Source organism: Amycolatopsis sp. lyj-346 (genome assembly GCF_046548975.1).
GTDB lineage: Bacteria > Actinomycetota > Actinomycetes > Mycobacteriales > Pseudonocardiaceae > Amycolatopsis.
Map to the genome: position 1 here is coordinate 1108675 of NZ_JAJPWT010000001.1, position 25969 is coordinate 1134643.

The 25969-nt window shown below is 71.5% G+C and carries 24 protein-coding genes and 1 tRNA gene; 18 read left to right on the forward strand and 7 right to left on the reverse strand.

What is annotated here, in order from left to right; all coding sequences use genetic code 11:
* Position 1: 1 nt before the first annotated feature.
* From ACLJQE_RS05415 to ACLJQE_RS05430, 4 genes are all read right to left on the reverse strand, one after another.
* Complete coding sequence (locus ACLJQE_RS05415; protein ID WP_410637840.1) at positions 2–1270, reverse strand: alginate O-acetyltransferase AlgX-related protein; 1269 nt, start codon at positions 1268–1270, stop codon at positions 2–4.
* Positions 1267–3603, reverse strand: a complete 2337-nt coding sequence (locus tag ACLJQE_RS05420; RefSeq protein WP_410637841.1) for a glycosyltransferase — start codon at positions 3601–3603, stop codon at positions 1267–1269. The genes ACLJQE_RS05415 and ACLJQE_RS05420 overlap by 4 nt, the downstream gene beginning before the upstream one ends.
* A 1-nt stretch (position 3604) precedes the next feature.
* The gene (locus tag ACLJQE_RS05425; RefSeq protein WP_410637842.1) at positions 3605–4825 is read right to left on the reverse strand and encodes a hypothetical protein; all 1221 of its coding nucleotides are present in this window, start codon (positions 4823–4825) and stop codon (positions 3605–3607) included.
* 108 nt (positions 4826–4933) lie between these two features.
* The gene (locus ACLJQE_RS05430) at positions 4934–6082 is read right to left on the reverse strand and encodes a hypothetical protein (protein WP_410637843.1); all 1149 of its coding nucleotides are present in this window, start codon (positions 6080–6082) and stop codon (positions 4934–4936) included.
* A gap of 284 nt (positions 6083–6366) precedes the next feature.
* Between ACLJQE_RS05430 and ACLJQE_RS05435 the strand changes: the two genes are divergently transcribed.
* The 3 genes from ACLJQE_RS05435 to ACLJQE_RS05445 all read left to right on the forward strand — a co-directional run bounded on the left by ACLJQE_RS05435 (position 6367) and on the right by ACLJQE_RS05445 (position 8144).
* Positions 6367–6972 carry a hypothetical protein gene (locus ACLJQE_RS05435; protein WP_410638324.1) on the forward strand — a complete coding sequence of 202 codons (606 nt, stop codon included), beginning with the start codon at positions 6367–6369 and terminating at the stop codon, positions 6970–6972.
* 197 nt (positions 6973–7169) lie between these two features.
* Complete coding sequence (locus ACLJQE_RS05440) at positions 7170–7709, forward strand: DUF2716 domain-containing protein (RefSeq protein WP_410637844.1); 540 nt, start codon at positions 7170–7172, stop codon at positions 7707–7709.
* A 33-nt stretch (positions 7710–7742) separates the two neighbouring features.
* Entirely contained in the window at positions 7743–8144 is a 402-nt protein-coding gene (locus tag ACLJQE_RS05445; protein ID WP_410637845.1) for an immunity 7 family protein, read from the forward strand.
* Positions 8145–8321: 177 nt separating this feature from the next.
* Here ACLJQE_RS05445 and ACLJQE_RS05450 read toward each other — a convergent pair.
* A tRNA-Gly gene (locus ACLJQE_RS05450) sits at positions 8322–8394 on the reverse strand.
* Positions 8395–8581: 187 nt separating this feature from the next.
* Here ACLJQE_RS05450 and ACLJQE_RS05455 point away from each other — a divergent pair.
* The 11 genes from ACLJQE_RS05455 to ACLJQE_RS05505 all read left to right on the forward strand — a co-directional run bounded on the left by ACLJQE_RS05455 (position 8582) and on the right by ACLJQE_RS05505 (position 20174).
* Positions 8582–10168, forward strand: a complete 1587-nt coding sequence (locus ACLJQE_RS05455) for a sigma-70 family RNA polymerase sigma factor (protein WP_410637846.1) — start codon at positions 8582–8584, stop codon at positions 10166–10168.
* 113 nt (positions 10169–10281) lie between these two features.
* Entirely contained in the window at positions 10282–10722 is a 441-nt protein-coding gene (locus ACLJQE_RS05460; protein WP_206784122.1) for a DUF983 domain-containing protein, read from the forward strand.
* Positions 10723–10734: 12 nt separating this feature from the next.
* The gene (locus ACLJQE_RS05465; RefSeq protein WP_410637847.1) at positions 10735–11595 is read left to right on the forward strand and encodes an Fpg/Nei family DNA glycosylase; all 861 of its coding nucleotides are present in this window, start codon (positions 10735–10737) and stop codon (positions 11593–11595) included.
* Positions 11596–11694: 99 nt separating this feature from the next.
* Entirely contained in the window at positions 11695–13020 is a 1326-nt protein-coding gene (locus tag ACLJQE_RS05470) for a histidine kinase (RefSeq protein WP_410637848.1), read from the forward strand.
* Positions 13021–13039: 19 nt separating this feature from the next.
* Complete coding sequence (locus ACLJQE_RS05475) at positions 13040–13885, forward strand: S49 family peptidase (RefSeq protein ID WP_410637849.1); 846 nt, start codon at positions 13040–13042, stop codon at positions 13883–13885.
* A 166-nt stretch (positions 13886–14051) separates the two neighbouring features.
* Positions 14052–15443, forward strand: a complete 1392-nt coding sequence (locus tag ACLJQE_RS05480) for a carbohydrate-binding protein (RefSeq protein WP_410637850.1) — start codon at positions 14052–14054, stop codon at positions 15441–15443.
* A gap of 90 nt (positions 15444–15533) precedes the next feature.
* On the forward strand, positions 15534–16367 hold the full coding sequence (locus ACLJQE_RS05485) for a LytTR family DNA-binding domain-containing protein (protein WP_310968230.1): 834 nt from the start codon (positions 15534–15536) through the stop codon (positions 16365–16367).
* 14 nt (positions 16368–16381) lie between these two features.
* Positions 16382–16912 carry a hypothetical protein gene (locus ACLJQE_RS05490; RefSeq protein ID WP_410637851.1) on the forward strand — a complete coding sequence of 177 codons (531 nt, stop codon included), beginning with the start codon at positions 16382–16384 and terminating at the stop codon, positions 16910–16912.
* 31 nt (positions 16913–16943) lie between these two features.
* Positions 16944–18734: a cation acetate symporter gene (locus ACLJQE_RS05495; RefSeq protein ID WP_410637852.1), complete on the forward strand. Its 1791-nt coding sequence runs from the start codon at positions 16944–16946 to the stop codon at positions 18732–18734.
* A gap of 41 nt (positions 18735–18775) precedes the next feature.
* Positions 18776–19135 carry a rhodanese-like domain-containing protein gene (locus ACLJQE_RS05500; protein ID WP_410637854.1) on the forward strand — a complete coding sequence of 120 codons (360 nt, stop codon included), beginning with the start codon at positions 18776–18778 and terminating at the stop codon, positions 19133–19135.
* Position 19136: 1 nt separating this feature from the next.
* Complete coding sequence (locus ACLJQE_RS05505) at positions 19137–20174, forward strand: DUF4328 domain-containing protein (RefSeq protein ID WP_410637855.1); 1038 nt, start codon at positions 19137–19139, stop codon at positions 20172–20174.
* Between the two features lie 8 nt (positions 20175–20182).
* Here the strand turns inward: ACLJQE_RS05505 and ACLJQE_RS05510 are convergent, their stop codons facing one another.
* Entirely contained in the window at positions 20183–20773 is a 591-nt protein-coding gene (locus ACLJQE_RS05510) for a TetR/AcrR family transcriptional regulator (protein ID WP_410637856.1), read from the reverse strand.
* 97 nt (positions 20774–20870) lie between these two features.
* On the opposite strand from ACLJQE_RS05510, the gene ACLJQE_RS05515 reads away from it, so the two are divergent.
* Together ACLJQE_RS05515 and mca are read left to right on the forward strand one after the other, a co-directional pair.
* Positions 20871–22217, forward strand: a complete 1347-nt coding sequence (locus tag ACLJQE_RS05515; RefSeq protein ID WP_410637857.1) for a DHA2 family efflux MFS transporter permease subunit — start codon at positions 20871–20873, stop codon at positions 22215–22217.
* Complete coding sequence (gene mca / locus ACLJQE_RS05520) at positions 22214–23050, forward strand: mycothiol conjugate amidase Mca (protein ID WP_410637858.1); 837 nt, start codon at positions 22214–22216, stop codon at positions 23048–23050. Before ACLJQE_RS05515 ends, mca begins: the two co-directional genes overlap by 4 nt.
* A gap of 174 nt (positions 23051–23224) precedes the next feature.
* Here mca and ACLJQE_RS05525 read toward each other — a convergent pair whose 3' ends face one another.
* Positions 23225–24391 (reverse strand): cytochrome P450, encoded by a 1167-nt coding sequence (locus ACLJQE_RS05525; protein ID WP_410637859.1) that lies wholly within the window; start codon positions 24389–24391, stop codon positions 23225–23227.
* A gap of 53 nt (positions 24392–24444) precedes the next feature.
* On the opposite strand from ACLJQE_RS05525, the gene ACLJQE_RS05530 reads away from it, so the two are divergent.
* Together ACLJQE_RS05530 and ACLJQE_RS05535 are read left to right on the forward strand one after the other, a co-directional pair.
* Positions 24445–25326, forward strand: coding sequence for a DUF5926 family protein (locus tag ACLJQE_RS05530; RefSeq protein ID WP_086839504.1), 882 nt, complete (start codon positions 24445–24447; stop codon positions 25324–25326).
* 132 nt (positions 25327–25458) lie between these two features.
* Positions 25459–25812 (forward strand): DUF952 domain-containing protein, encoded by a 354-nt coding sequence (locus ACLJQE_RS05535; protein ID WP_410637860.1) that lies wholly within the window; start codon positions 25459–25461, stop codon positions 25810–25812.
* Positions 25813–25969: the final 157 nt, after the last annotated feature.

The window sequence follows — 25969 nt, forward strand, 5'->3', positions numbered from 1 at the left end:
ATCATCGGTTGAGCTCGCGGAAGATGTTCTGCTGCACGGCCGGCGTCAGCATCGACGCCGCCCCGGCGATGAGCCCGCGTTCGGCGAACTCGACCACCACGACGTCGCTGCGCCCGAGCAGCTCGCCGATCGCGGCGCCACGGTCCTGGTCGGACGTGCTGTAGTGCATGGCGGTCAGGTCGCGGAACGTGGCGGCCATGTACGGCAGGGTGCGGATGGTGAACGAGTCGCCGAGCCACGCCGTGCGGAGGCCGTAGGTGCCCGTCCCGGACGCGGTGGCGGTGTGCACCGGCGGGATGTAGTCGGCGGGCATCGTGCGGGTCAGGTCGGTCCGGCCGTCGGGCATGAGGGCGTAGTGCGTGCCGTCGGTCAGCCCGGTCCGGCCGATCAGCCGCGGCAGGTCGGCCGGCAGCTGCCAGTTCTCCTTCGGCTGGACGCGCCAGCTCCCGGTGATGCCCGGCCGCAGCCGCTCGGTGACCTCGCGGACCGCGGTGATCGCGCCTTCGTCGTTCCAGTGGGCGTCCAGCGGGCCGTAGAGCGGCTGGCCCTTGCGGTTGGCCCAGTCCTGCAGCGGGCCGCGGAGGTCGACCATGAAGTTCTCGGCGTCGACCCGGCGCCAGAAGTCGTTCTGGACGGCGTCGTGGCAGTCCTTGCCCAGGTAGTTGTCGGGCAGGTGCTGCGGCACCATGGTCGCCTTGTCCGGGGCGATGACGACGACCAGCTGACGGCCCGACGCCTCGATGCCGTCGCGGAAGCGGCGCAGCCGGTCGAAGGTCGTGTCCAGGTTCTCGGTGGGCACGCAGTGGCTGGTGACCTCGTCGCCGAGGTAGAGCCAGCCGTCCTTGCCCTCGATCACGGTGGGGAACTGCCGCGGGTCGAGCTTGGTGTCGCCCGGCACCTGCAGCGGACCCTGCTGGTGTTCCTGGTTCAGCGGCGGCGGCTCGCCGAACACGCCCCGGCTGATCGCGTCGGCGGTGTGCACCGCCTGCTCGCGCAGCACCAGGTGGTCGGTGGCCCAGCTGCCGAGCTGCGGGAAGAACGACCAGCCCTGCCCGACGCTCGGGAACGGTGTCAGCGCCCGGTTTTCGAACTCACCGGGCCGCGCGCCGAAGACGACCGACAGGTTCGGCGTCAGGAAGAAGACGGTCGCGCAGATCAGCGCCACGAGCTGCTTCCCGCCGTGGCGCGGCCGGTAGAGCGCGTGCTCGCGGGGCAGGAAGGCTTCGTAGACCGGCAGCATCGTCTGCTGCGGGCTCCCGGGCCGCGTCACGACGTCACCCGCATCCGGCGGGCCACCGGCCGCAGCAGGCGACGGGCCCGTGCGGCCAGCGGCGACCGCGGCGGCGGTTCGGGGGCCTGCCGGGCGAGCCAGGTCCGGTGGGCTTCGCCCAGCCGCTCCCGCAGCCACGCCACGGTGACGTCGGCCGGGTGCGTGCGCAGGATGTGCTCGCGGGCGGCGGCCCCGCGACGGCGGGCTCCGGCCGGATCGTCCGCGACGGCACGCATGGCTTCGGCGGCCGCGTCGAGATCCGGGTCGGCCCAGCGGCCGTCACTGCGGTAGGGCGGCCAGCCCGGACCGACGTCGGTCATCGTGAACGGCACCGGCCAGCCGGACTCCGGCCCGAAGAACTCGGCCGTGCTCGAATAGTCCGTCGCGATCACCGGCAGCCCCCTGACCATCGCCTCGGCCACCGTCAGCCCGAACCCCTCGCTCCGGTGCAGTGACACGTAGGCGTCGGTCCCGGCATACAGGGCGTCGAGGTCGGCCGTGGTGAGGTACCGCTCCACGAACTCGATCCGCGGGTCGCCGTCGATCACGCGCCGCAGCCGCTCGACGGCCGCGGTGTTCCGGTGCCCGTTGGTCGCCTTCAGCACGAGCCGGACGTCGTCGCGGCCCGGGAAGGCGCGGCGGAACGCTTCGGCCACGCCCCACGGGTTCTTCCGGCCGCCGGTCGAGTTGAAGTCGAAGACGGACAGGAACCGCGTGCCCGGACCGGGTTCCCGCGCGAGGAGACCCGGATCGGGCACCGGCACCGGAATGGTCCGGACCGGGACCGGCGAGTGCGCCGCGATCGCCCGGGTGGCGAACTCGCTGGGTGTCCAGATCTCGTCGACGAACGCGAACCCGTCGTGCATCTCGGCCGGGAAGTCCTCGAGTTCCCACGCCCACAGCCCGATCCGGTAGCGCCCGGCGGCGGCGTCCGGGTGGCTGTCGACGACCACCCTGGTGAAGTCGGAGTTCACCGTGAGCAGGCTGACCCCGAACCGCGGTGGCCCAGCGCTTTCCGGGACGGCGAGGCCGGTGCGGACCGAGCCGGCGATGGACCGCTCTTCGACGACGGAGACCATCGGGATGCCCGCCCGGACGATCATCCGCTGGATCAGCCGGGCCATCTCGCCGAGCCCGAGTTCGGCGGTGAGGAAGCCGACGACGTTGACCCCGAAGTCGCCGACCGGGGCCGGCGGCGCCGCGGCGGGCACCGGGAGCGCCCACTCAGGGAGCAGACCTTCGGCGACGCCGTGTGTCGCGCACCACTGCCGGAAGCCGGGCGCGTGCTCGCCGCGGGGATGGGGGAACACCGCCTGGAGGTCGACGCGGGCGCGCCAGACCGCGGCCGCCAGCCGGGTCATCCCGCCGGCGGCGTCGACCGGGTTCGCCGGTTCGGTCAGCCACGCCCGGAACGCGCGGCCGCCGTCTTCGCCGAACGGGTGCGGCGGCAGCTTTTCGGCCGGCTGGTCCGGCGTTTCCGCGCGCAGCCAGGCGTCGTGGTGGAGCTGCCGCATCTGCGGGGTGAGCGGCGAACCGTCCGGCAGCACGGAAAACCGGCCTTCGCCGCCGGACCGCGCCGGGCCGACGCGGTCGCCGTAGGCGTCGCACAGGCGGCGCAGGACCGGGTCCGCCGAGAGCCGCACGCGCGGCCGCGTCGCGCAGTCGGTGCTCAGCAGCCAGGGTGTCTCCGGGTCGTAGCCGCGGAAGGCGATGAACCGGCTGCCGGACGGCGGACGTTCGTGCAGGTTCCAGTAGCCGACGGCGAGCCCGGGGTCGCGCACGACCAGGTGCTCGAACGGGCCGGGGAGCAGGTCCGGCCACCGCCAGGTCGCCTCGGTCCGGTGCGGCGGCCGGCGGCGGGCCCGCTCGGCCCAGTGGTCGAGGAACGGCCGGGCGGCGGGCCCGGCGGCCAGGAAGCCGTCGTAGACGCCGGGGACGTCCTCCGGTTCGAGACCGTCTCGCGGGAGCGGGGCCAGCAGGGCCGCCGCGACGACCAGGCCGTGGTCCGCCGCGAGCGCGCTGACGTCCTCGAACGGCGCGTGGACCTCGATGTCGGCGTCCAGCAGGACCACGACGTCGAACCGCGCCAGCAGGCTGCGCACCAGCAGCGGCCGCAGGACGTCGGCCAGGTCCGCACCCTCGTGGCAGGTCACCAGCCGGAAGTACTCCTCCGGCTCGAGGCCGAGCTCGCCGGGCACGGTGTCGCCGTCGGCCACGAGCACGGTGAACTCGTGGCCGGGGTGGTGCGCGCGGTACGACGCGGCCAGCACCTCGGCGGCGGCCGAGCGGTCCCGGGAGACCACGGTGCAGGCGACGAACCGGCGACGCGCCATGTCAGCCGTTGGCGGGCAGCTCTGCCAGCTGCTTCGCGAGGATCTCGTCGAAAGACTGGGAGACGCCGGCCATGTCGGCCCCGTTCACCTGCACGCGGACCACGGTCTGCTTGTGCACGTAGTGGGCGCGGATCAGGGCGCTGCCGTCTTCCTTGACGAGCTGCACGACGTCGACACCCGGGGGCGTCGTGCCGGTGTACTTCGTGAGCTTGTACTTCGCCTGCAGCGTCCCCAGCTTGTCGACCGCGTTGGCCGCGGCCGCGGCACCGGCGGTCTTGGTGGTGACCACGACGACGGTGACGCCGGAGGGCAGGTTCGACACCGACATCCGCGCGGTGGTCGGGTTCGCCGCGGAGAGGGCGTCGTTTTCCTCGTCGGTGAGGACCTTGCGCGCCTCGAAGTCGTCGAACTTGGCGAAGTCGGTGGTTTCCTTGACGTCGCCCGGGAGCTTGGCGATCTCGAGGTCGTCCTTCGGCTTCTGGGTCGGGGGCGGCGGCGCGGTGGACGACTGCGCCACCGGCGGCGCCTGCTCGTTGCCGTTGCCGGAGAAGAGGAAGTAGCCGCCGACGCCGAGACCGGCCAGCACGACGACCGCGATCACGATCGCGATGATCTTCTTGCCGCCCTTGGCCGGGGTCGTCTCGAACGACGGTTCCGGACCCTGGCCGACCCAGCTGGTGTCGGCGGGGAAGTCCGAGCCGCCCCAGGGCGTGTTCGTGTTCTGCGCGGGCGCCGCCCACGGCATCTGCTGGTTGGGGCCGGACAGGTGCGGCGGCGGCGCGTACTGCGGCTGCTGCTGCTGGGCCGGGAACCCGCCCGAACCGTGGCCCCCCGGGTGGTAACCACCGGTGGTGGCCTGCGGCGGCACGCCCGGCACGACCTGCGTGCGCTCGGCGTCGCCGTGGCCGGCCGGCGCCCAGCCCTGCGGGGCCGGGCCCTGCGGGACGGCCTGGGTGCGTTCGCTGTCGCCGAACGCGGGGCTGACGATCTGGGTCTGGTCGCCCGCCGGCGTGGCCGGGGCCTGCGGCTGGCCGGGCGGCGGGGTCACCGGGGCGATGATGTGGGTGCTCTCCGCCTCACCGGACCCGGTCTGGCCGGCCTGGGGATCGACGTTGACGGCCGCGGAAAGGACGCTGTCTCGACGCAGCCGGTAGTCGTCGGCCGAGATCTGGCCGGCGGCCAGCTCCTCGTCCAACTGGCGTAGTTGCTCCTGCCAGGACAAAGCGGGCCCCCTTCTCGTCAACGTCGCCGGCCCAGCCAGCTCCCGCATCATTGTGCACTCAGCCCTGCTCGCCCAGGTCGGAAGGGTCGGTTCGGGAGCCGTGCCGCCTCAGCTGACCGGGAGCACCGCTTCGAGGGTGTCCACGGCCTTGTCCAGCTCACTGCTCAGGCCCGCCTGACCCCGGTCGGGCTCGGCGATCCCGATGCTCACGACGTTGTTGCCGGAGCCGTACCAAGTGGTGTTCAGGAAGGTGCCGCCGTCCTGCCCCGAGACCGTGCGCAACGCCGACTGGACCGACCGGAAGCCGCCCGCCAGCGCGTCCTGGTAGAGCTTCTCGACGACGGCCTGCGCGTTGGCCGCGCTGCCCGTCGGCACGACCAGGACCAGGTACGAGACGTCGCCGTCGGCGGCGCCGCGGTAGATCACCTTGCTCGCCCCGTTGGCGTTCAGCAGGTCCGCGGTCGACGCGGGGTAGAGCCCCAGCTCCAAGCCCTTCGCCACGGACATCGTGGAGTTGTTCGGGTTCTGCTTGCCGGGCATCTGCGGCACGCGCTCGTCCAGCGGCGGGGTGCGGGCGGCGTCCGAGGCGGACGACGGCACGGCCGGCGGGGAAGCCTGGTCCGAATCGGAGCCGAGCCACGCGGTGGCCGCGGCGATCATCGCCAGGACCACGAACACCCCCAGTGCGACGAAGAGCCAGGCCGGACGGCGGCGGCCGCCCGCGGACTCGTCCCAGCGGTGCTTGCCCGGCTCGTCCGTCGCCGGCTCCTCCGGCGGGGGCGAGGCCGGCATCCCGCCGGGCGGGGACGTCGGCGGGAACCGGCTGAGCTGCTGCCGGTCCGGCAGCGGTCCCTCGACGCGCAGGTACCGCGTCGGCGTGATGTCCGCCGGGCTCGGTGCGGTGGTCAGGTGATCCGCGACGGCGGGCACGCCGGCCCCGGTGCGCTTCCACGGCGGCGCGGGCGCCGGCGGGTGGACCGGCGGACGGTGGGGCGGCTGGTGGTTCGGCTGGTGGTTCTGGTTCGGCTGGAAGCTCGGCTGGTTCGGCGGCATTTCCTGCCGCTGCGGCGGCACCGCGGGGTTCTTGCTCTGCCACGCGGTCGCGGGACGGCGCAATGGCGAGGGAACGGGCGAGGCCACAGTCGAACCGGAAGCCTGCGCGAGCAGCTCGTCACGCTGCTTGCGGTGGGCGGCGGGCTCGATGCGCCCGGCCGCCAGGTCCGCGTCCAGCCGGCGCAGGTCGTCCTGCCAGCTCATGAGTAGACCCCCATCCACCGTTCGGGGCATCAGTCTGGCACGCGCGGCCGACCTGAGAGGTTGCTGTTCGAGGTTGATCGGCAACGTAGCGCACGGAACGCGGTTTCGGGAGTCCTCTGAGCGGGCTAGCCGATCGGCTTCGCCGTTGGTCTCGACCGGGTGACGGATGGCCCGCCGTCACCCGTCAGGCCCCGGAAACTGTCGTACATGTGTTCTAAAATTGGCGTTGTCCAGGGGAGATGCCGCCCGCAGCCGCGGGTGGCGTGATGGAGGAAGGCAGGGCCATGGCCTACATCACCCTGTCCACGTTCGTGGGCTACAGCGCGAGTTCCGGGCCGTCGCGGTCGTCGTTCGTCCGGCGGCAGCGCCGTCAGTACGAAGATCCGGCGCGGGCGGCGTTCAACTACTACCGGCGGGCGGCCAACGCGGTGCGCTCCGGGCGGGCGGCGAACCAGGACGAAGTGGCGCTGCGCGCCCTCGTCAACGCCGCCGACGAGCGGACCAAACCGCACTACGCGGCGATTGCCGAAGGCTGGCTCCGGTACCTCGGCCGCAAGTCACCGAAGCTGGTCGAGGTCGGTCGCGGCCGGTGCCGGATCGGCGAGCTCGAGATCGGCGTCAGCCCGCAGATGGGGTTGCGCAAGAGCGACGGCCGCCGGTACGCGACCTGGCTCTACTTCAAGGAGGAGCCGCTGGCGAAGGATTCGGCGCAGCTCGCGCTGTGGGTGCTGGAGCAGGCGATGCCCGACCTCCTGCCCGGCGGTGAGGCACTGGTGATCGACGTCCGCCGGGCGAAGGAGTACCAGCTCTCCGCCCGGGACCGGGCCCGGCTGCGGCCCTGGGCCCGCAGCGAGGCCTCGGCGTTCCTCACCCTCTGGGACGCGGCCTGAGCCAGGGAGGCGCCGGGCGTGCCCGGCGCCTCCCGCGCGGCCGTGGAGCAGCGCGGATCCGCGTGTGACCACTTGGCGGAACCCACCCGGACGAGTGACACAGCTCGCGGTGGCCGGACGGGGACTGGACAAACCGGAGGCCGAACACGAAGCTTTCGCGTGTTCTTCCGCGCCTGGCCGACTCGAGGTCTCAAGAAGTGAATGCTGCCTGGGAAGCCGTCTCCCGCGTCGTCGACGAGCCCGCCTGGTACTGGGTGTACGACAAGCTGGCGTTCTGGCCGAGCACCTACGCGCACGCCTGGCCGGGTTTCCGTGAGCCGGCGCCGTCGCGGACGTGGGACCTTTCGCCCGGGAACCTGGACCGTGCTTCGGCGGAGTTCCGGCTGGGCCCGTACGCGGTCGAGGAGCACCAGGTCGCGTCGATCGCGCTGGCCGCGTTCCGCGAGGTCTGCGGCCCGGACGACTGGATGTGGGCGCTGCACTGGCAGCACCAGTCCTACCGCGTCCGCCCGCACTTGATGTCCGAGGGCGCTCGCTGGCCGGTGCCGGTGTTCCCGCGCGCCGACTACCACCTGTTCCTGGCGGCGGATTTCTCGTACGGCACGCTCGGGCACCCGTGGGAGCGGACGTTGTGCGTGTTCGGCGAGAAGCTGGTGCCGTCGTTCGAGCGGCTCGGCGAAGGCGTGCTGTCGAACGTGCTGCGCCGTGACGGGAAGCCGTCCGCGCTGGCCCGCTGACCCGCTGGTTGATCTCTTGCTACCGTTCTGCGGATGTTCGAATATCACGGCTGGGTGACCATCCAGGCGACCGCGAGCGGCGACGACGACGCGGCGCTCCTGGAGCGCTTGGTCGACCGCGTGCACCGCGCAATCCGCGACGCGGCGGATTTCGACCTGATCGACCTCCGCTGGAGCGCCGGGATGCCCATGCTCCACTTCGCGGGTTTCGACAAGCACGGCGGCCAACTGGCCCCCGAGCTCCTCAACTTGTTCACCCGGGCGGGCGAATTGGCCCCGGGTTCCTACGGCCTCTTGTACACCTGGGACGACCAGGACACGGAGAACGACAACAACTTCCGCGTCTACCGAATGGCCCGAGGCCAGGTATCAGAGCGCGAGGACCCCCACCTGACCCCGGTGGCCCCAACAATCCTCGACACCTACGAGCTCTGAAAAGCAGTCTGGCTGAGCAGAGCCGAGGCACGCCCAAAGGTCTGCGGGACTGCGCCGGGGCACCCTCCCCAGGCCTGGCAGAGGCACCGTGGGGGGTCCGGGGGGCTCGGCCCCCCGGGTGAAATGGCGAAGGGGTCATGGTCGGCGCGTTCTGCCGACATGACCCCTTCAACCCCGAGCGGATGACGGGATTCGAACCCGCGACCCTCACCTTGGCAAGGTGATGCGCTACCAGCTGCGCTACATCCGCGTTGTCTTGCTGATGGAGAGAACTCTATACCCTGCCCTGAGGGGCCTGGAGACCGGGTCCCCCTCTGCCGTGACCGGTGCTTTGGCGTCACAGCTGGCGTACAAGGGGTGACGACGGCTGATTCCCTCCGTATGGTGTCTCCATTCGACCGAATGGGGAGACCTTCGGGGAGGAGGTGCCGGGCCGGATGACCGAGCTGGGCACGGCGCCGCCACCAGCGGCCTCGGAATCCGACGAGCAGGCACTGCTGCAACGGCTCCGCAACGGCGAGGATGCCGCGTTCGGGGAGCTGTTCGAGCTGCACGCCGCCGCGGTCCGCCGGCTTGCGCAGAGCCTCGCGGCCGATCGGTCCGAGGCCGAGGACATCACCGCGGAGACGTTCTTCCGCGTGTTGCAGGCGCTCCGTCGTGGCGCTGGTCCCCGTGACTACGTCCGCGCCTACCTGCTGACCGTGGCCCGCCGGGTGTCGTGGGAGTGGCACGGTGCGCGCCGGGACGTTCCGGTGTCCGATGACGAACTGACTTTCCGCGCCGGGGCGGGGGCCGACACGCACGCCCGCACGGCCGAGCACACGCTGATCACGACCGCGTTCACCAGCCTGCCGGAGCGGTGGCGGACGGTGTTGTGGCAGACCGAGGTCGAGGGTGAGCAGCCCGCGATGGTCGCTCCCCACTTCGGGTTGAGCGCGAACGCGACCGCCGCCTTGGCGCGCCGGGCTCGTCAGGGGTTGCGTGCGGCGTACCTGCAGGCCCACCTTTCGGTGAACCGCGGGCCGGATTCGTGCCGGGCGGTCGTGGAAAAGCTCGGCGGGTTCACCGCGGGCAGCGTCACCGGTGCCGAAGCCGAGCGGATCAAGGCCCACCTGCACGGCTGCCCGTCGTGCCGGGCGACGCAGGACGAACTGCGTGATGTCTGCTCGTCGCTGCGGGCGCACGCGGGGGTGCTGGTGCTGCTGGTGCCGGCCGCCGCGTCGCTGGGCGGCGGCGGGGTGCTGGCCGGGCTCGGCGCGACGGTCAAGGGCGTCCTGGTCGGTTCGAAGGTGAAGATCGGGCTGGCGCTGGCGTCGACCGCCGCGGTGGGTGCCGTCGGCGTCGCGGCCGGGCCGGTGGTGTTCGGGGCCGGGCCGGTGCTGGACGTCGGGTTGCCCGGCGGGGCGCCCGAGCTCGTCGTGGTGCCGCCGTCGGAAACGCACCACCAGCCGCCGCCGCAGGCGCAGCCGGAGCCGCGGATCGGTGTCGGCGTGCTCAACGGCCGTGGTACCAGGATCGCCGTCCCGGCACGGGCGTGGGCCGGGGAGCGGCAGGTCGCCGCGAACGAACTGCCGGACGTGGCGGCGGCCGGGGAGGTCCCGGTCGGGGCCGTGGGCGGCGCCGGTGGTCTGCCGGTTCCGCGTGCGGACGTCCTCACGTCCTCGACGTTCGTCGCGCCCGACCAGCCGGAGACGTCGCCGCGGCTGGACACGTCGAGGCCGGACATGACGATGACGACCGAGTCCGACCCGCCCGTGCCGGAGGACGCCGAAGCGCCCGAGCTGTCGCCGACCGGACGGCCCGGCGAGCCGGCGCCGTCGTCGGACCAGGCGGAGAAGCCGGCGCCGAAGGACGACGAGACCGGCGCCACCGGGACCCCGCCGGATTCATCGCCGGATTCGTCGACGGAACCGTCGACAGAGGTGACGCCGACGTCCGGGAAGCCGTGTCCCAGCACCGCGTCGTCCGTCACCGGGTCGGGCGAACCGGCGGACCCGGTGACGGTCGCGCCGTCGGGATCCTGATCAGCGGTGATCCGGTCCGGCGGGCGAGATGCCCGCTTCCTCCCTCGCGCGGGTGAGCCCGGGCGCGGTAATGTTGAGACGCTCACCCTGCGGGCGCCCCGGGAGGCAACTGAATGAACCGGCTGGTACGCGGCGAAGACGGCCGCGACTGGGTGGTCCGTGCCCAGATGGAATGGCGCGCACCGGCGACGGCCGACGACTTCGAGCACGACGTCGCGGGCAGCTACGGGCCGGGGATCGCGATGATCGTCGTCACCGCGCTGCTGGCCGTGATCCTCGTCGTGTGGACGCCGGACCAGGTCAACATCCCCGCGTGGGTGCTGCTGGCGCTGCTGCTCGTGGTGTTGTTCTTCCCCCTGCGGTGGATCCTGCGCCGTCCGTGGACCGTGGTCGCGGAGACCGAGGGCGACGTGACCGGCGACCGGCCGTCCGAACGCTGGGTCGGCACCATCCGCGGCATGTTCACCGTGCAGGGCGAGGTCAAGAAGATCTCCAAGACCATCCAGCGGCACTCGCTGCCGGACTTCGACGGGCCGCTTCACCCGGTCGAGTAGGACACTGGAGCCATGCCCGAGCTACCCGAGGTCGAAGCACTGGCTCACCACCTGCGCGAGAACGCCGTCGGCCGGACGATCTTCCGCATCGATGTCGCATCGCTGAGCGTGCTGAAGACGGCGAGGCCGCCGTGGACCGAGCTGCACGGCCGCGAGATCACCGGCGCGACCCGGCACGGCAAGCACCTCGACGTCGTGGCCGGCGACCTGCACCTGGTCGTCCACCTGGCCCGCGCGGGCTGGCTGCGCTGGTCCGACGGCCTCGCCGCGGCGCCGCTGAAGCCGGGCAAGGGCCCGATCTCGCTGCGGGTGCACCTCGAATCGGCCACCGGGCCGGGCTTCGACCTCACCGAAGCGGGCACGAAGAAGGGCCTGGCGGTGTGGATCGTCGAGGACCCGCAGGAGATCGCGAGCGTGGCGCGGCTGGGGCCGGACGCGCTCGCCGTCGACGCCGCCCGGCTGCGTGAGCTCTTCGCCGGCAAGAACACCCGGCTGAAGTGGGCGCTCACCGACCAGTCGCTGCTCGCCGGGATCGGCAACGCCTACTCCGACGAGATCATGCACCGCGCGAAGCTCTCGCCGTACGCCACGATCGGCAAGCTCGGCGAGGGGGCGCTGGAAACCCTCGCCGAGGCGATCCACGAGGTCGAGACCGACGCCGTCGAGCGGTCGGTGGGGCAGAAGGCGGCCCGCCTGAAGGGGGAGAAGCGGTCGGGTCTGCGGGTGCACGCGCGCACGGGGCTGCCGTGTCCCGTCTGCGGCGACACGATCCGCGAAATATCCTTCGCCGACAAGTCGTTCCAGTACTGCCCGACCTGCCAGACCGGCGGCAAGCCGCTCGCCGACCGCCGGATGTCGCGACTCCTGAAGTAGCCGCTTCCGGACGCTCGGTAGGGTCTCGGCAACCCTCGGTCATCGTCGTTGGACAGAAAGTGGGATCAGGCCTTGCACCCGGTCGGTCGAGCGCAGAGCATGGACGCCGTGTCCGGCTTCCCGCTTGCGCAGATCGTCCCGTGGGGTCTTGTGGTGCTGCTCGTCGCCGCGGTGATCGTGCTGCTGGTCAGGCAGCGCAGGCCGGCCAGCGTGGTGGAGGACGCCATGCTGCAGGCGGTGCACCGCATGTCGAAGGCCGCGCCGAACCTGCGCGCCGGCCTGGACGAGGACGCCGCCGACAAGATCACCACCCAGCTGCTGCAGATGCTCGACTGCGTTGCCGTCGGCATCACCGACAGCGAAGGCACGCTGCTGTCCTGGGACGGCGAGGCGAACGAGCACTACGTCGACCTCGTCGAGGCGATCGGCGCGGCGATCCGCAAGCACCGCCGTGAGGTCGTGGCGCACGACCGGATGCCGTGCAACCACCGCGGCACCTGCCGGATGAAGACCGCGGTCATCGTGCCGCTGCTGGTGGAGGGCGAGACCGAGGCGGCGCTGATCGTCGTCGGCCGGACCCGGGGCCGGCTGGTGCAGATGGCCGACGCCGTCGCCCAGTTCGTCTGCACCCAGTTCGAGCTCGCCCGGCTCGACGAGTCCAAGCACCAGCTGCAGCAGGCCGAGATCAAGGCGCTGCGGGCGCAGATCTCGCCGCACTTCGTCTACAACGCGCTCAACACGATCTCCGCGCTGATCCGCACGGACCCCGAAGAGGCGCGAGAGCTGCTTCAGGACTTCGCCGACTTCACGCGCTACTCGTTCCGGACGTCGGGCATGTTCACGTCGCTCGCCGAGGAGCTGCGCAACATCGACCGCTACCTGACCATCGAGAACGCCCGCTTCGGCGGACGGCTCGAGGTGCGGATGAAGATCGCGCCCGAGGTGCTCAGCGTCGTCGTGCCGTTCCTGATCATCCAGCCGCTGGTGGAGAACGCCGTCAAGCACGGGCTGGCCAGCAAGCCCAGCGGCGGCTGCGTCACGGTGATCGCGCAGGACTACGGCACCGAGGCGCTGATCAGCGTCGAGGACGACGGCATCGGCATGGACCCGCGGCGGCTCAACGACCTCAAGAGCGCCCACCGCACGGGCGCGCACGTCGGGCTCGGCAACATCAACCAGCGCATGCAGCAGGTGTTCGGCAGCGACTACGCGGTGATGGTCGAGACCGCGCCCGGCGCCGGCATGAAGGTGACGCTGCGGGTGCCGAAGTTCGTCCCGGGCGTCCGGCCGAACATGCCGGACTACAGCTCCGACAACGACACGGCCGACGCCGACGTCCCGGCCCAGGGCGGCCCCGCCCAGCTGAACGGCACCGAGGTCAACGGTGTCAACGGCACGCGCTCCGGCATCCTCCCCATGGGCTGAATCCCGCTAGCCTGGCTTCATGAGCGTTACGGACAAACTGGCTTCGCGGATCCCAGGGCTCGCCGACCGGGTCGAGCGCAAGGACGTCGTGGCCGTGGTGAAGCTGCACGGCGTGATCACGCCGTCGCCGTCGCCGCTGGCCAGGGGCGCGATCAACTTGACCGCGGTGGAATCGGCGCTGACCAGGGCGTTCGGCCACGAGCGGCTGAAGGCGGTCGCGTTGCTGGTGAACTCCCCGGGTGGCGCGCCGACGCAGTCGGGGCTGGTCGCCGAGCGGATCCGGCAGCTGGCCGACGAGAAGAACGTGCCGGTGCTGGCGTTCTGCGAGGACGTCGCCGCGTCGGGCGGGTACTGGCTGGCCTGCGCCGCCGACGAGATCTACGCGCACCGGACGTCGATGGTCGGCTCGATCGGCGTGATCAGCGGCGGCTTCGGGTTCACCGGCCTGCTGGAACGCTTCGGCATCGAGCGCCGCCTGCACACGGCGGGTGCGAACAAGTCGCGGCTGGACCCGTTCTCGCCGGAGAAGCCCGAAGACGTCGAGTGGCTGAAGAAGATGCACACCCAGCTCCACGAGCTGTTCGTGAACTGGGTGAAGGAGCGCCGCGGCGATCGCCTGACCGACTCGGAGGACCTGTTCACCGGCGACGTCTGGCTCGGCGCGAAGGCGGTCGAGCTCGGCCTGGCCGACGGCCTCGGCAGCCTCCGCCAGATCATCACCGAGCGCTACCCGGACGCGGAGATCTCGGTGGCCGAGCCGAAGAGGCCCCTGCTCGCCCGGCTCGGCATCGGCGCCCCGGCGGCTGCGTCGGCCGTGCTGGACGCGGTGACCCAGAAGGCAGCGTGGTCCCGCTTCGGCCTCTGACGCCTCTGATGCCGATGTCCGGTTAGGGTACTTCCGGGCAGACTTTGTGACCTGAATCACCCAAGCCGTGTAACGCCTCTGGAATCGCGTGAACGCGTCAGGTCTCCTTGTCGACGGGCTTTGTTGCGAGCGGCAACAAATCCCGGTCGACAAGGAGGTCGTCCCGATGCCCCACTCCCGCAGAATCGCCGTCGGTGCCGTGCTCGGCGCCGCGCTCATCGCCATTCCCCTCACGATGCCCGCAGCGGCCTCGATCCCGCCGCCCGAAGCGGGCTGGACCACCGTCTTCGCCGATGACTTCACCGGCGGCTCCCGCACGCTCCCGTCCGGCGCGAACTGGATCATCGACACCGGCCACGGCTACCCGGGCGGCCCCGGCAACTGGGGCACCGGCGAGATCCAGAACTACACGGCGAGCCCGGACAACGTCTCCCTCGACGGCTCCGGGAACCTCCGCATCACGCCGTTGCGCGACGGCGCGGGCAACTGGACTTCGGCGCGCATCGAGACCCAGCGCACCGACTTCAAGCCGCCGGCGGGCGGGGTCATGCGCATCGAGAGCCGGATCCAGATGCCGAACGTCACCGGCGCGGCCGCGCTCGGCTACTGGCCCGCGTTCTGGGCCCTCGGCGGCCCCTACCGCGGGAACTGGTGGAACTGGCCCGCCATCGGCGAGTTCGACATCATGGAGAACGTCAACGGGATCAACTCCGTCTGGGGCGTCCTGCACTGCGGCGTCAACCCGGGCGGCCCGTGCAACGAGACCACCGGCCTGCCGAACAACCGGGCCTGCCCGGGCAGCAGCTGCCAGTCGGCCTTCCACACCTACCGCTTCGAGTGGGACGCGAGCAGCAGCCCGCAGGTCTTCCGCTGGTTCGTCGACGGCCAGCAGTTCCACTCGGTGAGCCAGAACCAGCTCGACGCGACGACGTGGGCCAACATGACCAGCCACGCCGGCTACTTCGTGCTCCTGAACGTCGCCATCGGCGGCGCCTTCCCGAACAACCAGTCCGGCACGACCACGCCCGGGCCGGGGATCGTGCCGGGTCGCCCGATGGTCGTCGACTACGTCACGGTGAGCACCCGCGGCGGCGGGGGTGGTGGCACCACGACCCCGCCGACCACGACCACTCCACCGGGTGGCGGCGGCAGCGCATACAGCACCATCCAGGCCGAGGCGTACACCCAGCAGAACGGCCTGGCCAAGCAGACGACCACCGACACCGGCGGCGGCCAGAACATCGGCCCCGCGGGCAACGGCGACTGGGCCCTCTACCCCAACGTCGACTTCGGCAGCAGCGCGGCGACGAACTTCCAGGCGCGCGTGGCCTCCGGTGCCGCCGGCGGGGTCAGCGGGCTGGTCGAGGTGCGGCTGGACAGCCTGTCCAACGCGCCGATCGGCAGCTTCGCCGTCGCCAACACCGGCGGCTGGCAGAGCTGGCGGACGATCCCCGCGAACATCAGCTCGGTCACCGGGGTGCACAACGTGTACGTGACGTTCACGAGTGGTCAGCCCGCCGACTTCGTGAACCTCAACTGGTTCACGTTCGTGCACTGATCAGGAGGGCCCGCGGACCGCGCTGCCGTCCGCGGGTTCTCCTCACTCAATGCGGACGGGGGCTGGACATTGCACTCGGCAATGGGCAGGATGCGTTTCACTGTGAGTGCTCACGATGACACCCGGAAGCTCGTGGTCCTGGCCGTGGACGACGAGCCGAACGGTCTTGACGAACTCGTCCACTGCCTGCGCAACAGCCCGCACGTGGCGAAGGTGTTCCCGGCGATCGACGCCTCCGAGGCGCTGCGGTTGCTGTCCACCGACGACCCGCGGCTGCGCGAGCGCAAGGACCGCGGCCTGCCGATCGTCGACGCCGTCTTCGCGGACATCGACATGCCGGGGCTGTCCGGCATGGAGATGTCACGCGTGTTCGCCGCGCTGCGGCCCTCGCCCGCCCTGGTGTTCGTCACCGGGCACGCCGAAGAAGCCGTCAACGCCTTCGACCTCGGCGCCCTCGACTACGTCCTGAAGCCCTACCAGCAGGACCGCCTCGACCGCGCCATCACGCGCGTGCTGGACAAGCTGGCCGCCGCCGCGGCGCCCCCGCCCGGCGCGCTGGGCGGCGAGCCGGTCAAGAACGACGACGAGGTCATCCCGGTCGAGCTGGCCGGCACCACCAAGCTCATCCCGCGCTCCTCGGTCCGCTGGGTCGAGGCGCAGGGCGACTACGCGCGGCTGTTCACCACCGAAGGCAGCCACCTGGTCCGCATCCCGCTGGCCCAGCTCGAAGAGCGCTGGGAGAAGGCCGGGTTCGTCCGCATCCACCGGTCGTTCCTGGTCGCGCTGCCGCTGATCACCGAGCTGCGCATGGGCCAGGGCGGCTACCAGGTCGTCATCGGCAACGAGGAGAAGGTGCTGCCGGTGAGCCGGCGCCACACCCGCGCGCTGAAGGACCGGCTGGTCGGTTCGGGCCGGAACGGCTGAGCCGGGGACCGGCCATGACCGACGACTACTACGAGCGCCGCGCGAACGGGGTCCGCGAGCCGGACCCGACGCTCGGCAGGCGTGCCCGGCAGCAGCCGCTGCCGCAGCCGACCGAACGGGCCGTCGTCGAGTCCCTGCCGCCGGCACCGGAGAACGAGCCGCCGCCGAAGCCGGAACACCACGCCAAACCCAAGCGGGAGCGGGTGATCCTCGCCGACCCGCGCCGCGGCGCCGGCACCCTGCGCGCCCGGGTCGAGCTGGAGGAGCAGACCAGCTGGGGGAAGCTGCTCGTCCGCGACCACCTGGTGAAGGTGCAGCTGCGGACGGCGTTGCTGCTCTCGCTGCTCGTCGTCGGCGTCTTCGGCTCGCTGCCCGTGCTGTTCTACCTGCTGCCCGGGTTCTCCCGCGCCAGCCTGCTGGGCATTCCGGTGGCCTGGCTGATCCTCGGCGTGCTGCCGTTCCCGTTCCTGTTCGGCGTGGGGATCTGGTACAACCGGCTCGCCGAACGCAATGAACGCGCTTTCGTGGACATGATCGAAAACTAGTTTCGCACTCACTCGTGCGAGGATTCCTCCCGTGCAGCTGAACCCGTGGGCCTTGGCCGGCATCGTGCTGGTCGCCGTGGTGACGCCCTACCTCGGTCACCGCTCCTCGCGGTCGGCCACGAGCACGCACGACTTCCTGGTCGCGCGCCGCACCGTGCGGTCCCGCCGCAACGCCGCCGCGATCTCCGGCGAATACCTGTCCGCGGCGTCGTTCCTCGGCATCGCCGGAATCGTGCTCAAGGACGGCGCCGACGCGCTGTGGTTCCCGATCGGTTTCACGGCGGGTTACCTGGCGCTGATGCTGTTCGTGGCGGCGCCGCTGCGCCGGTCCGGGGCGTACACGCTGCCCGACTTCGTCGAAATGCGGCTCGGCTCGCAGGGGCTGCGCCGGTTCTCCACGGCGTTCGTCGTGTTCATCGGGATCCTGTACATGGTCCCGCAGCTGCAGGGCGCCGGCCTGACCCTGGCGACGATCGTGCCGGTGCCGGCGTGGTCCGGCGCGGTCGCGGTGATGATCGTGGTCACGTTCAACGTGATCTCCGGCGGCATGCGCGCGATCACCGTGGTCCAGGCCTTCCAGTACTGGCTCAAGCTGTTCGCGATCTCGGTGCCCGCCTTCGTGCTCTGCATGGTGTTCTTCACCGGCGGCAGCCCCGACGGGTTCCGGCCGCTCGGCGCGCCCGCACCGCCGGTGTTCGTCAGCGACACGACGGTGGACGTGCAGACCGACGTCACCCTGCACGTCACCTCGGACACCTACCTCTACGCTTACGGCCGCACCGACAACGGGCCGGCGGCCGGGCCGACGCACTGGACACCGCTGGCGCCGCACACGGTCTCCGAAGGCACCAAGCTGAAGTTCATGGCCGGCACGCCGGTCCCGGTGGTCAGCGACTCCGTCGCGGACAACGCGGACTGGCTGCACCCGGGCTCGGGCAGCCTCACCGACCTGCTGCAGACGTACTCGCTGATGTTCGCGACGTTCCTCGGCACGATGGGCCTGCCGCACGTGCTGGTGCGCTTCTACACCAACCCCGACGGCAAGGCCGCGCGCCGCACGACCGTGCACGTCCTGCTGCTGCTGGGGCTGTTCTACCTGTTCCCGACGCTGCTGGGCGCGCTGTCGCGGATGTACGTCCCCGAACTGCTGGTGACCGGCAAGACGGACGCGGCGATCCTGCAGCTGCCTTCGGCGATCCTGCCCGGGATCGGCGGCCAGATCCTCGGCGCGGTCACCGCGGCCGGGGCGTTCTCCGCGTTCCTGTCCAGCACGTCCGGTCTCCTGGTGAGCGTCGCCGGGGTGGTGTCGACCGACCTGCTGCCCGGCCGGGTGCGGGACTTCCGCGTGGCGGCCGGGCTGGTCGCGCTGTTCCCGATCGTGCTGGCGGTCGTGCTGCGGCCGGAGGACATCTCGCTGTCGATCGGGCTGACGTTCGCGCTCGCCGCGTCGACGTTCAGCCCGCTGCTGGTGCTGGGCATCTGGTGGCGCAAGCTGTCCTGGCCGGGTGCGCTGGCCGGGATGCTGGTCGGCGGCGGGCTGGTACTGGCCGCGCTGGTGGTCAACGTCGTGAGCGGCTACACCGGCGGCTGGGCGCCCTGGTTCGTCAACCAGCCCGCGCTGATCACCGTCCCGATCGCCTTTGTGTCGACGTACCTGGTCAGCCGCGTGACCGGCTACGGCCGCCCGGAGCACGTCCACGACATCATGCTGCGGCTGCACGCGCCGGATCCGCTCGGCTTCATGCGGGACAGGGCCGTCGCGCGGTTCGGCCAGGCCGAGGAGAAGACGCGTATCCCCGGGCGCGGCAGGCACCGAAAGTGATGCGCTGACCTCACGCGCGGGCAACGCCTCCGCATGGCAGCATGGAGATCGTGGTGAGCCCTGCTGAACTGCCGACCGCCGAGGTCCGCGACCTGCCCACGGACGGCCTGGTGCTGCTCGACGTCCGCGAAGACGACGAGTGGGCCGCCGGGCACGCACCCGGCGCGGTGCACATCCCGATGGGGGAGCTGCCCGCCCGCGTCGGCGAGCTGGCCCAGCTGCCCGAAGACGAGCCGATCCACGTGATCTGCCGCAGCGGCGGCCGGTCCGCGCGGGCGGCGGCGTGGCTGAACCAGAGCGGCTGGGACGCGGTGAACGTGGCCGGCGGCATGGGCGCGTGGCAGCGCGAAGGCCGTCCGATGGTCGGCGAGCACCCCGGCATCGAACCCGAAGTGATCTAGCTTGCACCCGGGGCAGCCTCCGCAGGGCCGGCCGTACCCGCCCGGGTACTGGCCGCGCCCGGCGGTGCCGCCGACGGCCCAGCAGCTGCAGGGCCGGACGCTGGCCGCGCAGCCGGAGCCGTACCCCTACCACCGCCGTCCGGCGCACCGGCCGAAGCTGCGCTGGGTGGCGACCCCGCCGCCCGGTGCTTGGCCGCGCCGCCGCGCTGCCGCGCCCGAGCCGTACCTCGGCCCGCCGTCGTACCCGGTACCGCCGCGCTGGGGATTCCCGAACCTGGTCTGGCGGCGTCCGACGTCGGTGCCCGGCACGGCCTCCGACGAACTCCGCCCGATCGACCGGGTTCCGGTGCTCAGCCGCAGCGTGGTCGTGGTCCTGTTCGCGTTCGCCGTGCTCGCGGTGGCCGCGGCGAGCGCGGAGATCTGGCGGTACGTGCTGCTCGTCCAGGGCCGGGACTCCGCGCTGTCCCGTTCGGTGGTGGCGTTCTCCGACGGCTTCGTGCTCGCCGCGGGCCTGCTGGCGTCGATCCTCGCGCTGCTGCCCGCCGGGCTGTCGCTCTGGTGGCTGCTGGTCGCGCGCCAGGCGGCGGCGGACGTGTCCGGCGACGACCCGCCGCGGCCGGTGTGGCAGGTGCTGGTCGGCGTCCTCGTGCCGGTGGCGAACCTGCCGATGGCGCTGTCGGTCGTCGGGGAGCTGGAGCACGCGGTGCTGGGCCGGTCTCGTGACGTCCGGCCGAAGCCGTCCCGCCAGGTGCTCTGGTGGTGGGGTGCCTGGCTGCTCAACTGGATCCTGCTGGGCGTGACGATCTTCTGGCGCTTCCGTGAGGACGTGCAGTCGATGGCCGACAGCGTCGTCCTGGTCGCGCTGACCGACCTTTCCGCGGCCGCGCTGGCGGTGGTGACGGCCCTGGTCGTGCGGCGGTTCTCCGCGCTGCTGGCGCCGTCGGACGCCCGGGCCGTGCGCGAGATGCGCGTGCTGAAGGTCCGGGGCGCGCCCGAGCCGGAACTACGGGCTTCGCGACCCGCCGGCGCCGCTCGCTAGTAACGGCGCTAGTAGCGGCCGAAGGCCGGTTCGAGCTGGTCAAAGGCCTGTTCCGCGATGGGCCACAGCTCGTCGACGACGGTTTTCTCGTTCTCGAGGATCCGGTCGAAGACCTCCTGGAAGAGCACCCGCAGGACCGTCGTGAGGTGGGCGGCGGCGAGCGTGGGCGTGAGGTCTTCTTCGGGGTGACGCCGGATGAGCAGGTCGATGAGCGCCGTCTCGCGTTCGCGGTGCATTTCGTGCAGCGCGTTCGTCAGTGCCGGGCTCTCCTTGATCATCCGCACGAAGCCGGGGCCGGAGAAGCCGACCAGCGCGTGCTCGGCGCCCAGCGCTTCGAAGTAGAGCTCGCGCGTGTCGTGGAAGACGCTGTCGCGGATGAGCGCGGCGGGCCAGGCCGTGAAGTCTTCGCGGATGTCGAAGACCAGGTCTTCCTTGCGGGGGAAGTGGTTCGTCACGGTCATCTTGGCGACCCGCGCCTCGGCGGCGATCTCCGCGATCGTCACGTCCTCGAAGCCGTTGCGGATGAACAGCCGCGTGGCCACGTCGGAGATGGTCTTACTGGTCTCCTGCTTCTTACGGTCCCGGAGTCCCTCACTCATGGCGTCACTCTACTGGGTCGAACCCAAGATTGTGCTTGACCCAATGACTGGGTCGGACCTAATCTGAGGTTCGACCTAATCAACCGAGGGGGTGCGCATGACGACGGCAGTCCGGCCCGATGCGGCGCTGTGGCGGCTCGGCGGTGTGCTGATCATGGGCGCGGTGCTGTCGATCCTCGACGCGACGATCGTGACGGTTGGGATCGGCTCGATCGCCCGTGACCTGGACAGCCCGCTGACCACGGTGCAGTGGGTGGCGAGCGCGTACCTGCTCGCGGCCTCCATGGCCATCCCGCTGTCGGGCTGGCTGACCGACCGGTTCGGCGGCCGCGCGGTCTGGCTGACGGCGGTGGCGATCTTCACCGCGGGCACGCTGCTGTGCGGCTTCGCGTGGTCCGCGCCCGCTTTGATCGCGTTCCGGGTGCTCCACGGCCTGGGCGGCGGGCTGATGCAGCCGGTCGGGCAGGCGGTGTTCGCGCAGGCGGCCGGTCCGGCGCTGGGCCGGATGATCGGCGTGATCACGTTGCCGGCAGCGGTGGCCCCGGTGCTGGGGCCGATGCTCGGCGGCGTGCTGGTGGCGGACTTCGGGTGGCGCTGGATGTTCTTCGGCATCGTCCCGCTGGGCGTGGCGACGTTCTTCTTCGCGCGGCGGCTCCTCCCGGCTCCCGCGCCGGGTGGCGCGCATGCTCCGTTGGACGTCCGGGGAATCGCGTTGCTTTCGCCGGGGCTCGGCGCGGTCGTCTACGGCTTGGCCGAGGGCGTGCTCGTCGCCTGGGTGGCCGGGGCCGCGCTGCTGCTGGCGTACGGCGTCCACGCTTCCCGGACGGCGTCCCCGGTGCTCGAGCTCGCGCTGTTCCGGAACAAGGGGTTCGCGGTCGCCAGCGCGAGCACGTTCCTGCTGGGAGCGTCGCTGTACAGCTCGATGCTGTTGCTTCCGCTGTACTACGAGCAGGTGGAGCACGCGAGCGCGTTGCGGGCCGGGCTGCTGCTGGCGCCCCAGGCCCTCGGCTCGGCGGCGGTCATGCTGGCGAGCGGCCGGCTCCTGGCCCGCTTCGGGCCGCGTCGCATAATGCTGGCCGGGATCGCGCTGTCCCTGCTGGGCACGATCGCGTTCACCCAGCTCGGCTCGGCACCCGACGGTGTCCTGCTGACGCTGTCCCTTCTGATCCGCGGCGTCGGCCTGGGCGCGGCGACGGCCCCCGGCATGACAACGCTGTACGGCTCGCTGGACCGGTCCCGCATTCCCCGGGCGGCGAGCGCGTTCAACGTGGTCAACCGGATCGGCGGCTCGTTGGGCACCGCCCTGCTGGCCGCGATCCTCCACCGCGAGCTCACGGCCGCGCCGGCCCCGGCGGCGTTCGGCACCACTTTCACGTGGGCGTTGGCGCTGTCGGCCCTGACCTTGATCCCCGCACTTTTCTTCCCCCAGAGGAGCACACGGTGACTTTCCGCCTCTTGAGCGTCCATGCTCACCCGGACGACGAATCCAGCAAGGGCGCGGCCACCCTGGCGCGCTACGCCGCCGAGGGCGTGGACGTCCTGGTCGCGACCTGCACGGGCGGCGAACGCGGCGACGTCCTGAACCCGGCCCTGGACACGGCCGAGACGTGGGCGAACCTCCCGGCGATCCGCCGCCGCGAGATGGCCGCGGCCGCCGAGATCCTGGGCGTTCGCCAGCGTTTCCTCGGCCTGGTCGACTCCGGCCTGCCCGCCGAGGGCGAACCGTTGCCCGAAGGCTGCTTCGCGGCCCTCCCGCTGACCGAGGCGGCGGCACCGCTGGTGGCACTGATCCGCGAGTTCCGCCCACACGTGGTGATCACGTACGACGAAACGGGCGGCTACCCCCACCCGGACCACATCCGCACCCACGAGGTGACGGTCGAAGCCTTCACCGCGGCCGCCGACCCAGCCCGCTATCCCGGCTGCGGCGCGCCGTGGCGCCCCCAAAAGCTGTACTACCAAGCAACTCTGAGCCGCGCCTGGTTCGAGGCCCTGCACGAGGCCACCCTGGCCGCCGGCCTGAAGTCCTCGATGGCCGAAGTCCTGGCCGAACTCCCGCCCGACAAACTCCCGGTCACCACCAGAATCCGCTGCGAGTCCCACTTCGCCACCCGCGACCGAGCCCTCCTCGCCCACGCCACCCAGGTAGACCCGGCCCACCCGTTTTTCGCCCACTCACGCGAAATCGAGCGCCAGACCTGGCCCCACGAGGACTACCACCTGGCCCACCCCACCCCCACCCCAGAGGACAACCTCTTCACCGGAGTAACCCCATGAACCCCCGCACCGACCCCCAATCACCCGAGATGCCCCTCCAATCACGCGAGATACCTCCCCAATCACGCGACTTCCGGCTTCAATCACGCGAGTTCGGTCCCGAATCACGCGAGATCCGCGTCCAGTCACGGGAGGACCGCCCCGGATCACGTGCAAACCCGAGGCGGGGACCCGTCACACGGTGACCCGAAGCTCCCGCAACCCGCGGATCACGAACTCCGGCCGCCGCGGCGGCGTCTCGGCCAACCGCAGCCCCGGCAGCTTCTCCGCCAGCGCGCACAGCGCGGCGGCGATCTCCACCCGAGCGAGAGGAGCACCCACGCAGTAGTGGATCCCGAGGCCGAACCCGAGGTGGGCGTTCGGCGTCCGGCCGATGTCCAGGCGGTCCGGCTCGTCGAACACCTTCGGGTCGCGAGCCGCGGCACCCAGCAGCGCGCCGATCTTCTCGCCCCGCTGAACGACATATCCGCAGATCGACACGTCCTCGGTCGCCGTCCGCTCGAACAGCTGCAGGGGTGCGTCGAACCGGATCAGCTCCTCGACACACGAATCCAGAAGGGCAGGTGAGGCCAGCAGGCGCTCCCACTGGTCCCGGTGCGTGAGCAGGGCCGTGATGCCGTTGCCGAGCACGTTGACCGTCGCTTCGTGGCCGGCCATCAGCAGCAGCACCGCGGTGGCCACCAGCTCGTCGGGGGTCAGCTCGCTGCGGAGGAGGTCGCTGATGATGTCGTCGCCCGGTGCGTCCGCGCGGGCCGAGGCGACCGAACGGACGTACTCGACGAACTCGGCTGCCGCGCGCTCGGCTGCGTCGCGTCCTTCCTCCGGCAGGTCGTACTCGTACATCTTCACGATGGCGTTGGACAGCTGGACCATCCGCGGCCCGTCGGTGCCGGGGACACCCAGCAGCTCGGCGATCACCGCGACCGGCAGCGGCTGGGCGAGGTGCTCGAGGAGGTCGGCACTGCCGTCGGTGGCGATCGCGGCCGCCAGGTCGTCGACCATGCGGGTGGCGAGCGTTGCGACCATCGGACGCAGCCGCTGCACGTGGCCGCGGCCGAACGCGCCCGCGATCAGGCGGCGCAGGCGGGTGTGCGCCGGCGGCTCGTTCTCCAGGAGCGAGTTGCGGTGCAACAGGTTGAAGGAGGCGAACCGCTCGAGCGGCTGGGCGTCCTGCCAGATCCGGCCCAGCCCGCGGTGACGCAACACCGCCGACGACGCGGCGTGCGACACCGCGACGGCGAGGCCCAGCCCTTCGTGGAAATGGACTTCGCCTCGCGAGCGAAGGGCGGCGAACGCCGGGTACGGGTCTTCGAGGAACACGGGATCGCGGGGGTCGAACACGTCGCGAGACTAACCCTTCGATAGCGTCTGAACCCGAGCCAGAGGAGGCAGCAGTGGGCAAGGGCGCGCGCAAGAAGGGTCCCAAGCAGGCGTCGGACCGCAAGCCGAAGGTGCGCGACGTCTTCGTCGGCCAGCCGTTCGAAGGGCTGGCGGCGGAGCCCGAGCTGATCGCGCTGCGCGAGTTCGTGCCGTCCGCGACGGCCCAGCTCACCCTCGCCGACGGTGGTGACGTCACCCTCGGGACCGTGCTGCCGATGGCGGCCGCCGCGTTCGTCCGCTCGGACGGCCGGCGCTACCTCGGCCTGCAGGTGCAGACCCGCTCGTCCGACATCAGCCGTGACCTCGGCCGGTCGCTGAAGTGGCTGCTGGACGCCAAGGAGGGTGACGTCCTCGGCGTGCCGGACACCACCACCCCGCCGTCCGCCGACGAGCACGCGCGCCTCCAGGACCTGCTGGCGCCGGGCGCCGAACTCGACGTCACGCTGCACACGGACTTCGGCTGGTGGCTGCCCGAGGACGCGGACGCGACCGGTGACGTCGCCGTGTCGCTCGAGCGCGCGAACGCCGCGATCATGCCCACCGAACGGCTCGGCTCTGGTGCCTACTGGGTCCTCGCCGGTGAAAAGGCGCACCTGCGCTGGGTCCGGCCGGAGCCGGAGAACCTGCTGCTCCAGGCGCTGGCCCGGCTGTCCGCGGCCGGCGAGCTCGGCCTCGGCGAAGGCTCGCGCTACGCCGGCTCGTTCCGGGCGCACGGTCTGCTCGTCCCGGTCTGGGACCTCGACCCCGAGGCCCACGCCCGCGAGTGGGCGGAGGCGAAGGACGCCCTCGGCGCCCGTCTCGAGACGGCGTTGAAGTCGCTCGACGACGAGCCGCTGAACGCGACCGAGCGCAGGGCGCGGGACGGCCTCATCGGCCGGCAGCTGACCCTGCGCTGACTCCTCGTCGGCCGGTGCCGGACCGTCGGTACGAACCGGCGGTCCTCCACCGGGCTCGATGAGCGTTCAACCAGGCATTATGTGGTGCAAGCGACACCACAGCCGCAACGCGCCGGTGGGACGATTCTCGGCGTGATACTCCACATCTGCGGGGCGGCCGAGTGGGCCGAAGTGGGCGAAGGCGGCGAGTACCGGCCGTCTTCGCTGGGGGAAGCCGGGTTCATCCACTGTTCCGACTTCGGCACGGCGCACCTGCCGGCCAACGTGCGCTACCGGGGCCGCACCGATCTGGTGCTCCTCGAGATCGACCCGGCGAAGGTCGGGTCGCCGGTGCGCTGGGAAGACGGCGTGCCGCCGCACCCGGCGGGGATCTGGTTCCCGCACGTCTACGGGCCGATCCCGCACGCGGCAGTCGTCGGCGTGCACGAATTTCGCGAGTCCGAGAGCGGCGGTTTCCGGCTGCCCGACTCGCTCGCCCACCGCTGACGTGGGCAGACCCATCTCCCGGCCGGGCGATCACGAACTCGGCCGGGAACGCGGGCAACCTGAGGGGGCTGTGATGCGTGTTGGGGAGGAAGGGGACTCGGCTTCCGGCTATCCGACCCCGATGGGAGGCGATACGGTGACCGCTGCGGCACCCGTC

Bases quoted from the DNA above. Each gene is read 5' to 3' on its own strand.
- ACLJQE_RS05420 (WP_410637841.1), bottom strand. From the start codon at position 3,603: ATGGCGCGTCGCCGGTTCGTCGCCTGCACCGTGGTCTCCCGGGACCGC.
- ACLJQE_RS05430 (WP_410637843.1), bottom strand. From the start codon at position 6,082: ATGAGCTGGCAGGACGACCTGCGCCGGCTGGACGCGGACCTGGCGGCC.
- ACLJQE_RS05435 (WP_410638324.1), top strand. From the start codon at position 6,367: ATGGCCTACATCACCCTGTCCACGTTCGTGGGCTACAGCGCGAGTTCC.
- ACLJQE_RS05445 (WP_410637845.1), top strand. From the start codon at position 7,743: ATGTTCGAATATCACGGCTGGGTGACCATCCAGGCGACCGCGAGCGGC.
- ACLJQE_RS05455 (WP_410637846.1), top strand. From the start codon at position 8,582: ATGACCGAGCTGGGCACGGCGCCGCCACCAGCGGCCTCGGAATCCGAC.
- ACLJQE_RS05460 (WP_206784122.1), top strand. From the start codon at position 10,282: ATGAACCGGCTGGTACGCGGCGAAGACGGCCGCGACTGGGTGGTCCGT.
- ACLJQE_RS05465 (WP_410637847.1), top strand. From the start codon at position 10,735: ATGCCCGAGCTACCCGAGGTCGAAGCACTGGCTCACCACCTGCGCGAG.
- ACLJQE_RS05470 (WP_410637848.1), top strand. From the start codon at position 11,695: ATGGACGCCGTGTCCGGCTTCCCGCTTGCGCAGATCGTCCCGTGGGGT.
- ACLJQE_RS05475 (WP_410637849.1), top strand. From the start codon at position 13,040: ATGAGCGTTACGGACAAACTGGCTTCGCGGATCCCAGGGCTCGCCGAC.
- ACLJQE_RS05480 (WP_410637850.1), top strand. From the start codon at position 14,052: ATGCCCCACTCCCGCAGAATCGCCGTCGGTGCCGTGCTCGGCGCCGCG.
- ACLJQE_RS05485 (WP_310968230.1), top strand. From the start codon at position 15,534: ATGCGTTTCACTGTGAGTGCTCACGATGACACCCGGAAGCTCGTGGTC.
- ACLJQE_RS05490 (WP_410637851.1), top strand. From the start codon at position 16,382: ATGACCGACGACTACTACGAGCGCCGCGCGAACGGGGTCCGCGAGCCG.
- ACLJQE_RS05500 (WP_410637854.1), top strand. From the start codon at position 18,776: ATGGAGATCGTGGTGAGCCCTGCTGAACTGCCGACCGCCGAGGTCCGC.
- ACLJQE_RS05510 (WP_410637856.1), bottom strand. From the start codon at position 20,773: ATGAGTGAGGGACTCCGGGACCGTAAGAAGCAGGAGACCAGTAAGACC.
- ACLJQE_RS05515 (WP_410637857.1), top strand. From the start codon at position 20,871: ATGACGACGGCAGTCCGGCCCGATGCGGCGCTGTGGCGGCTCGGCGGT.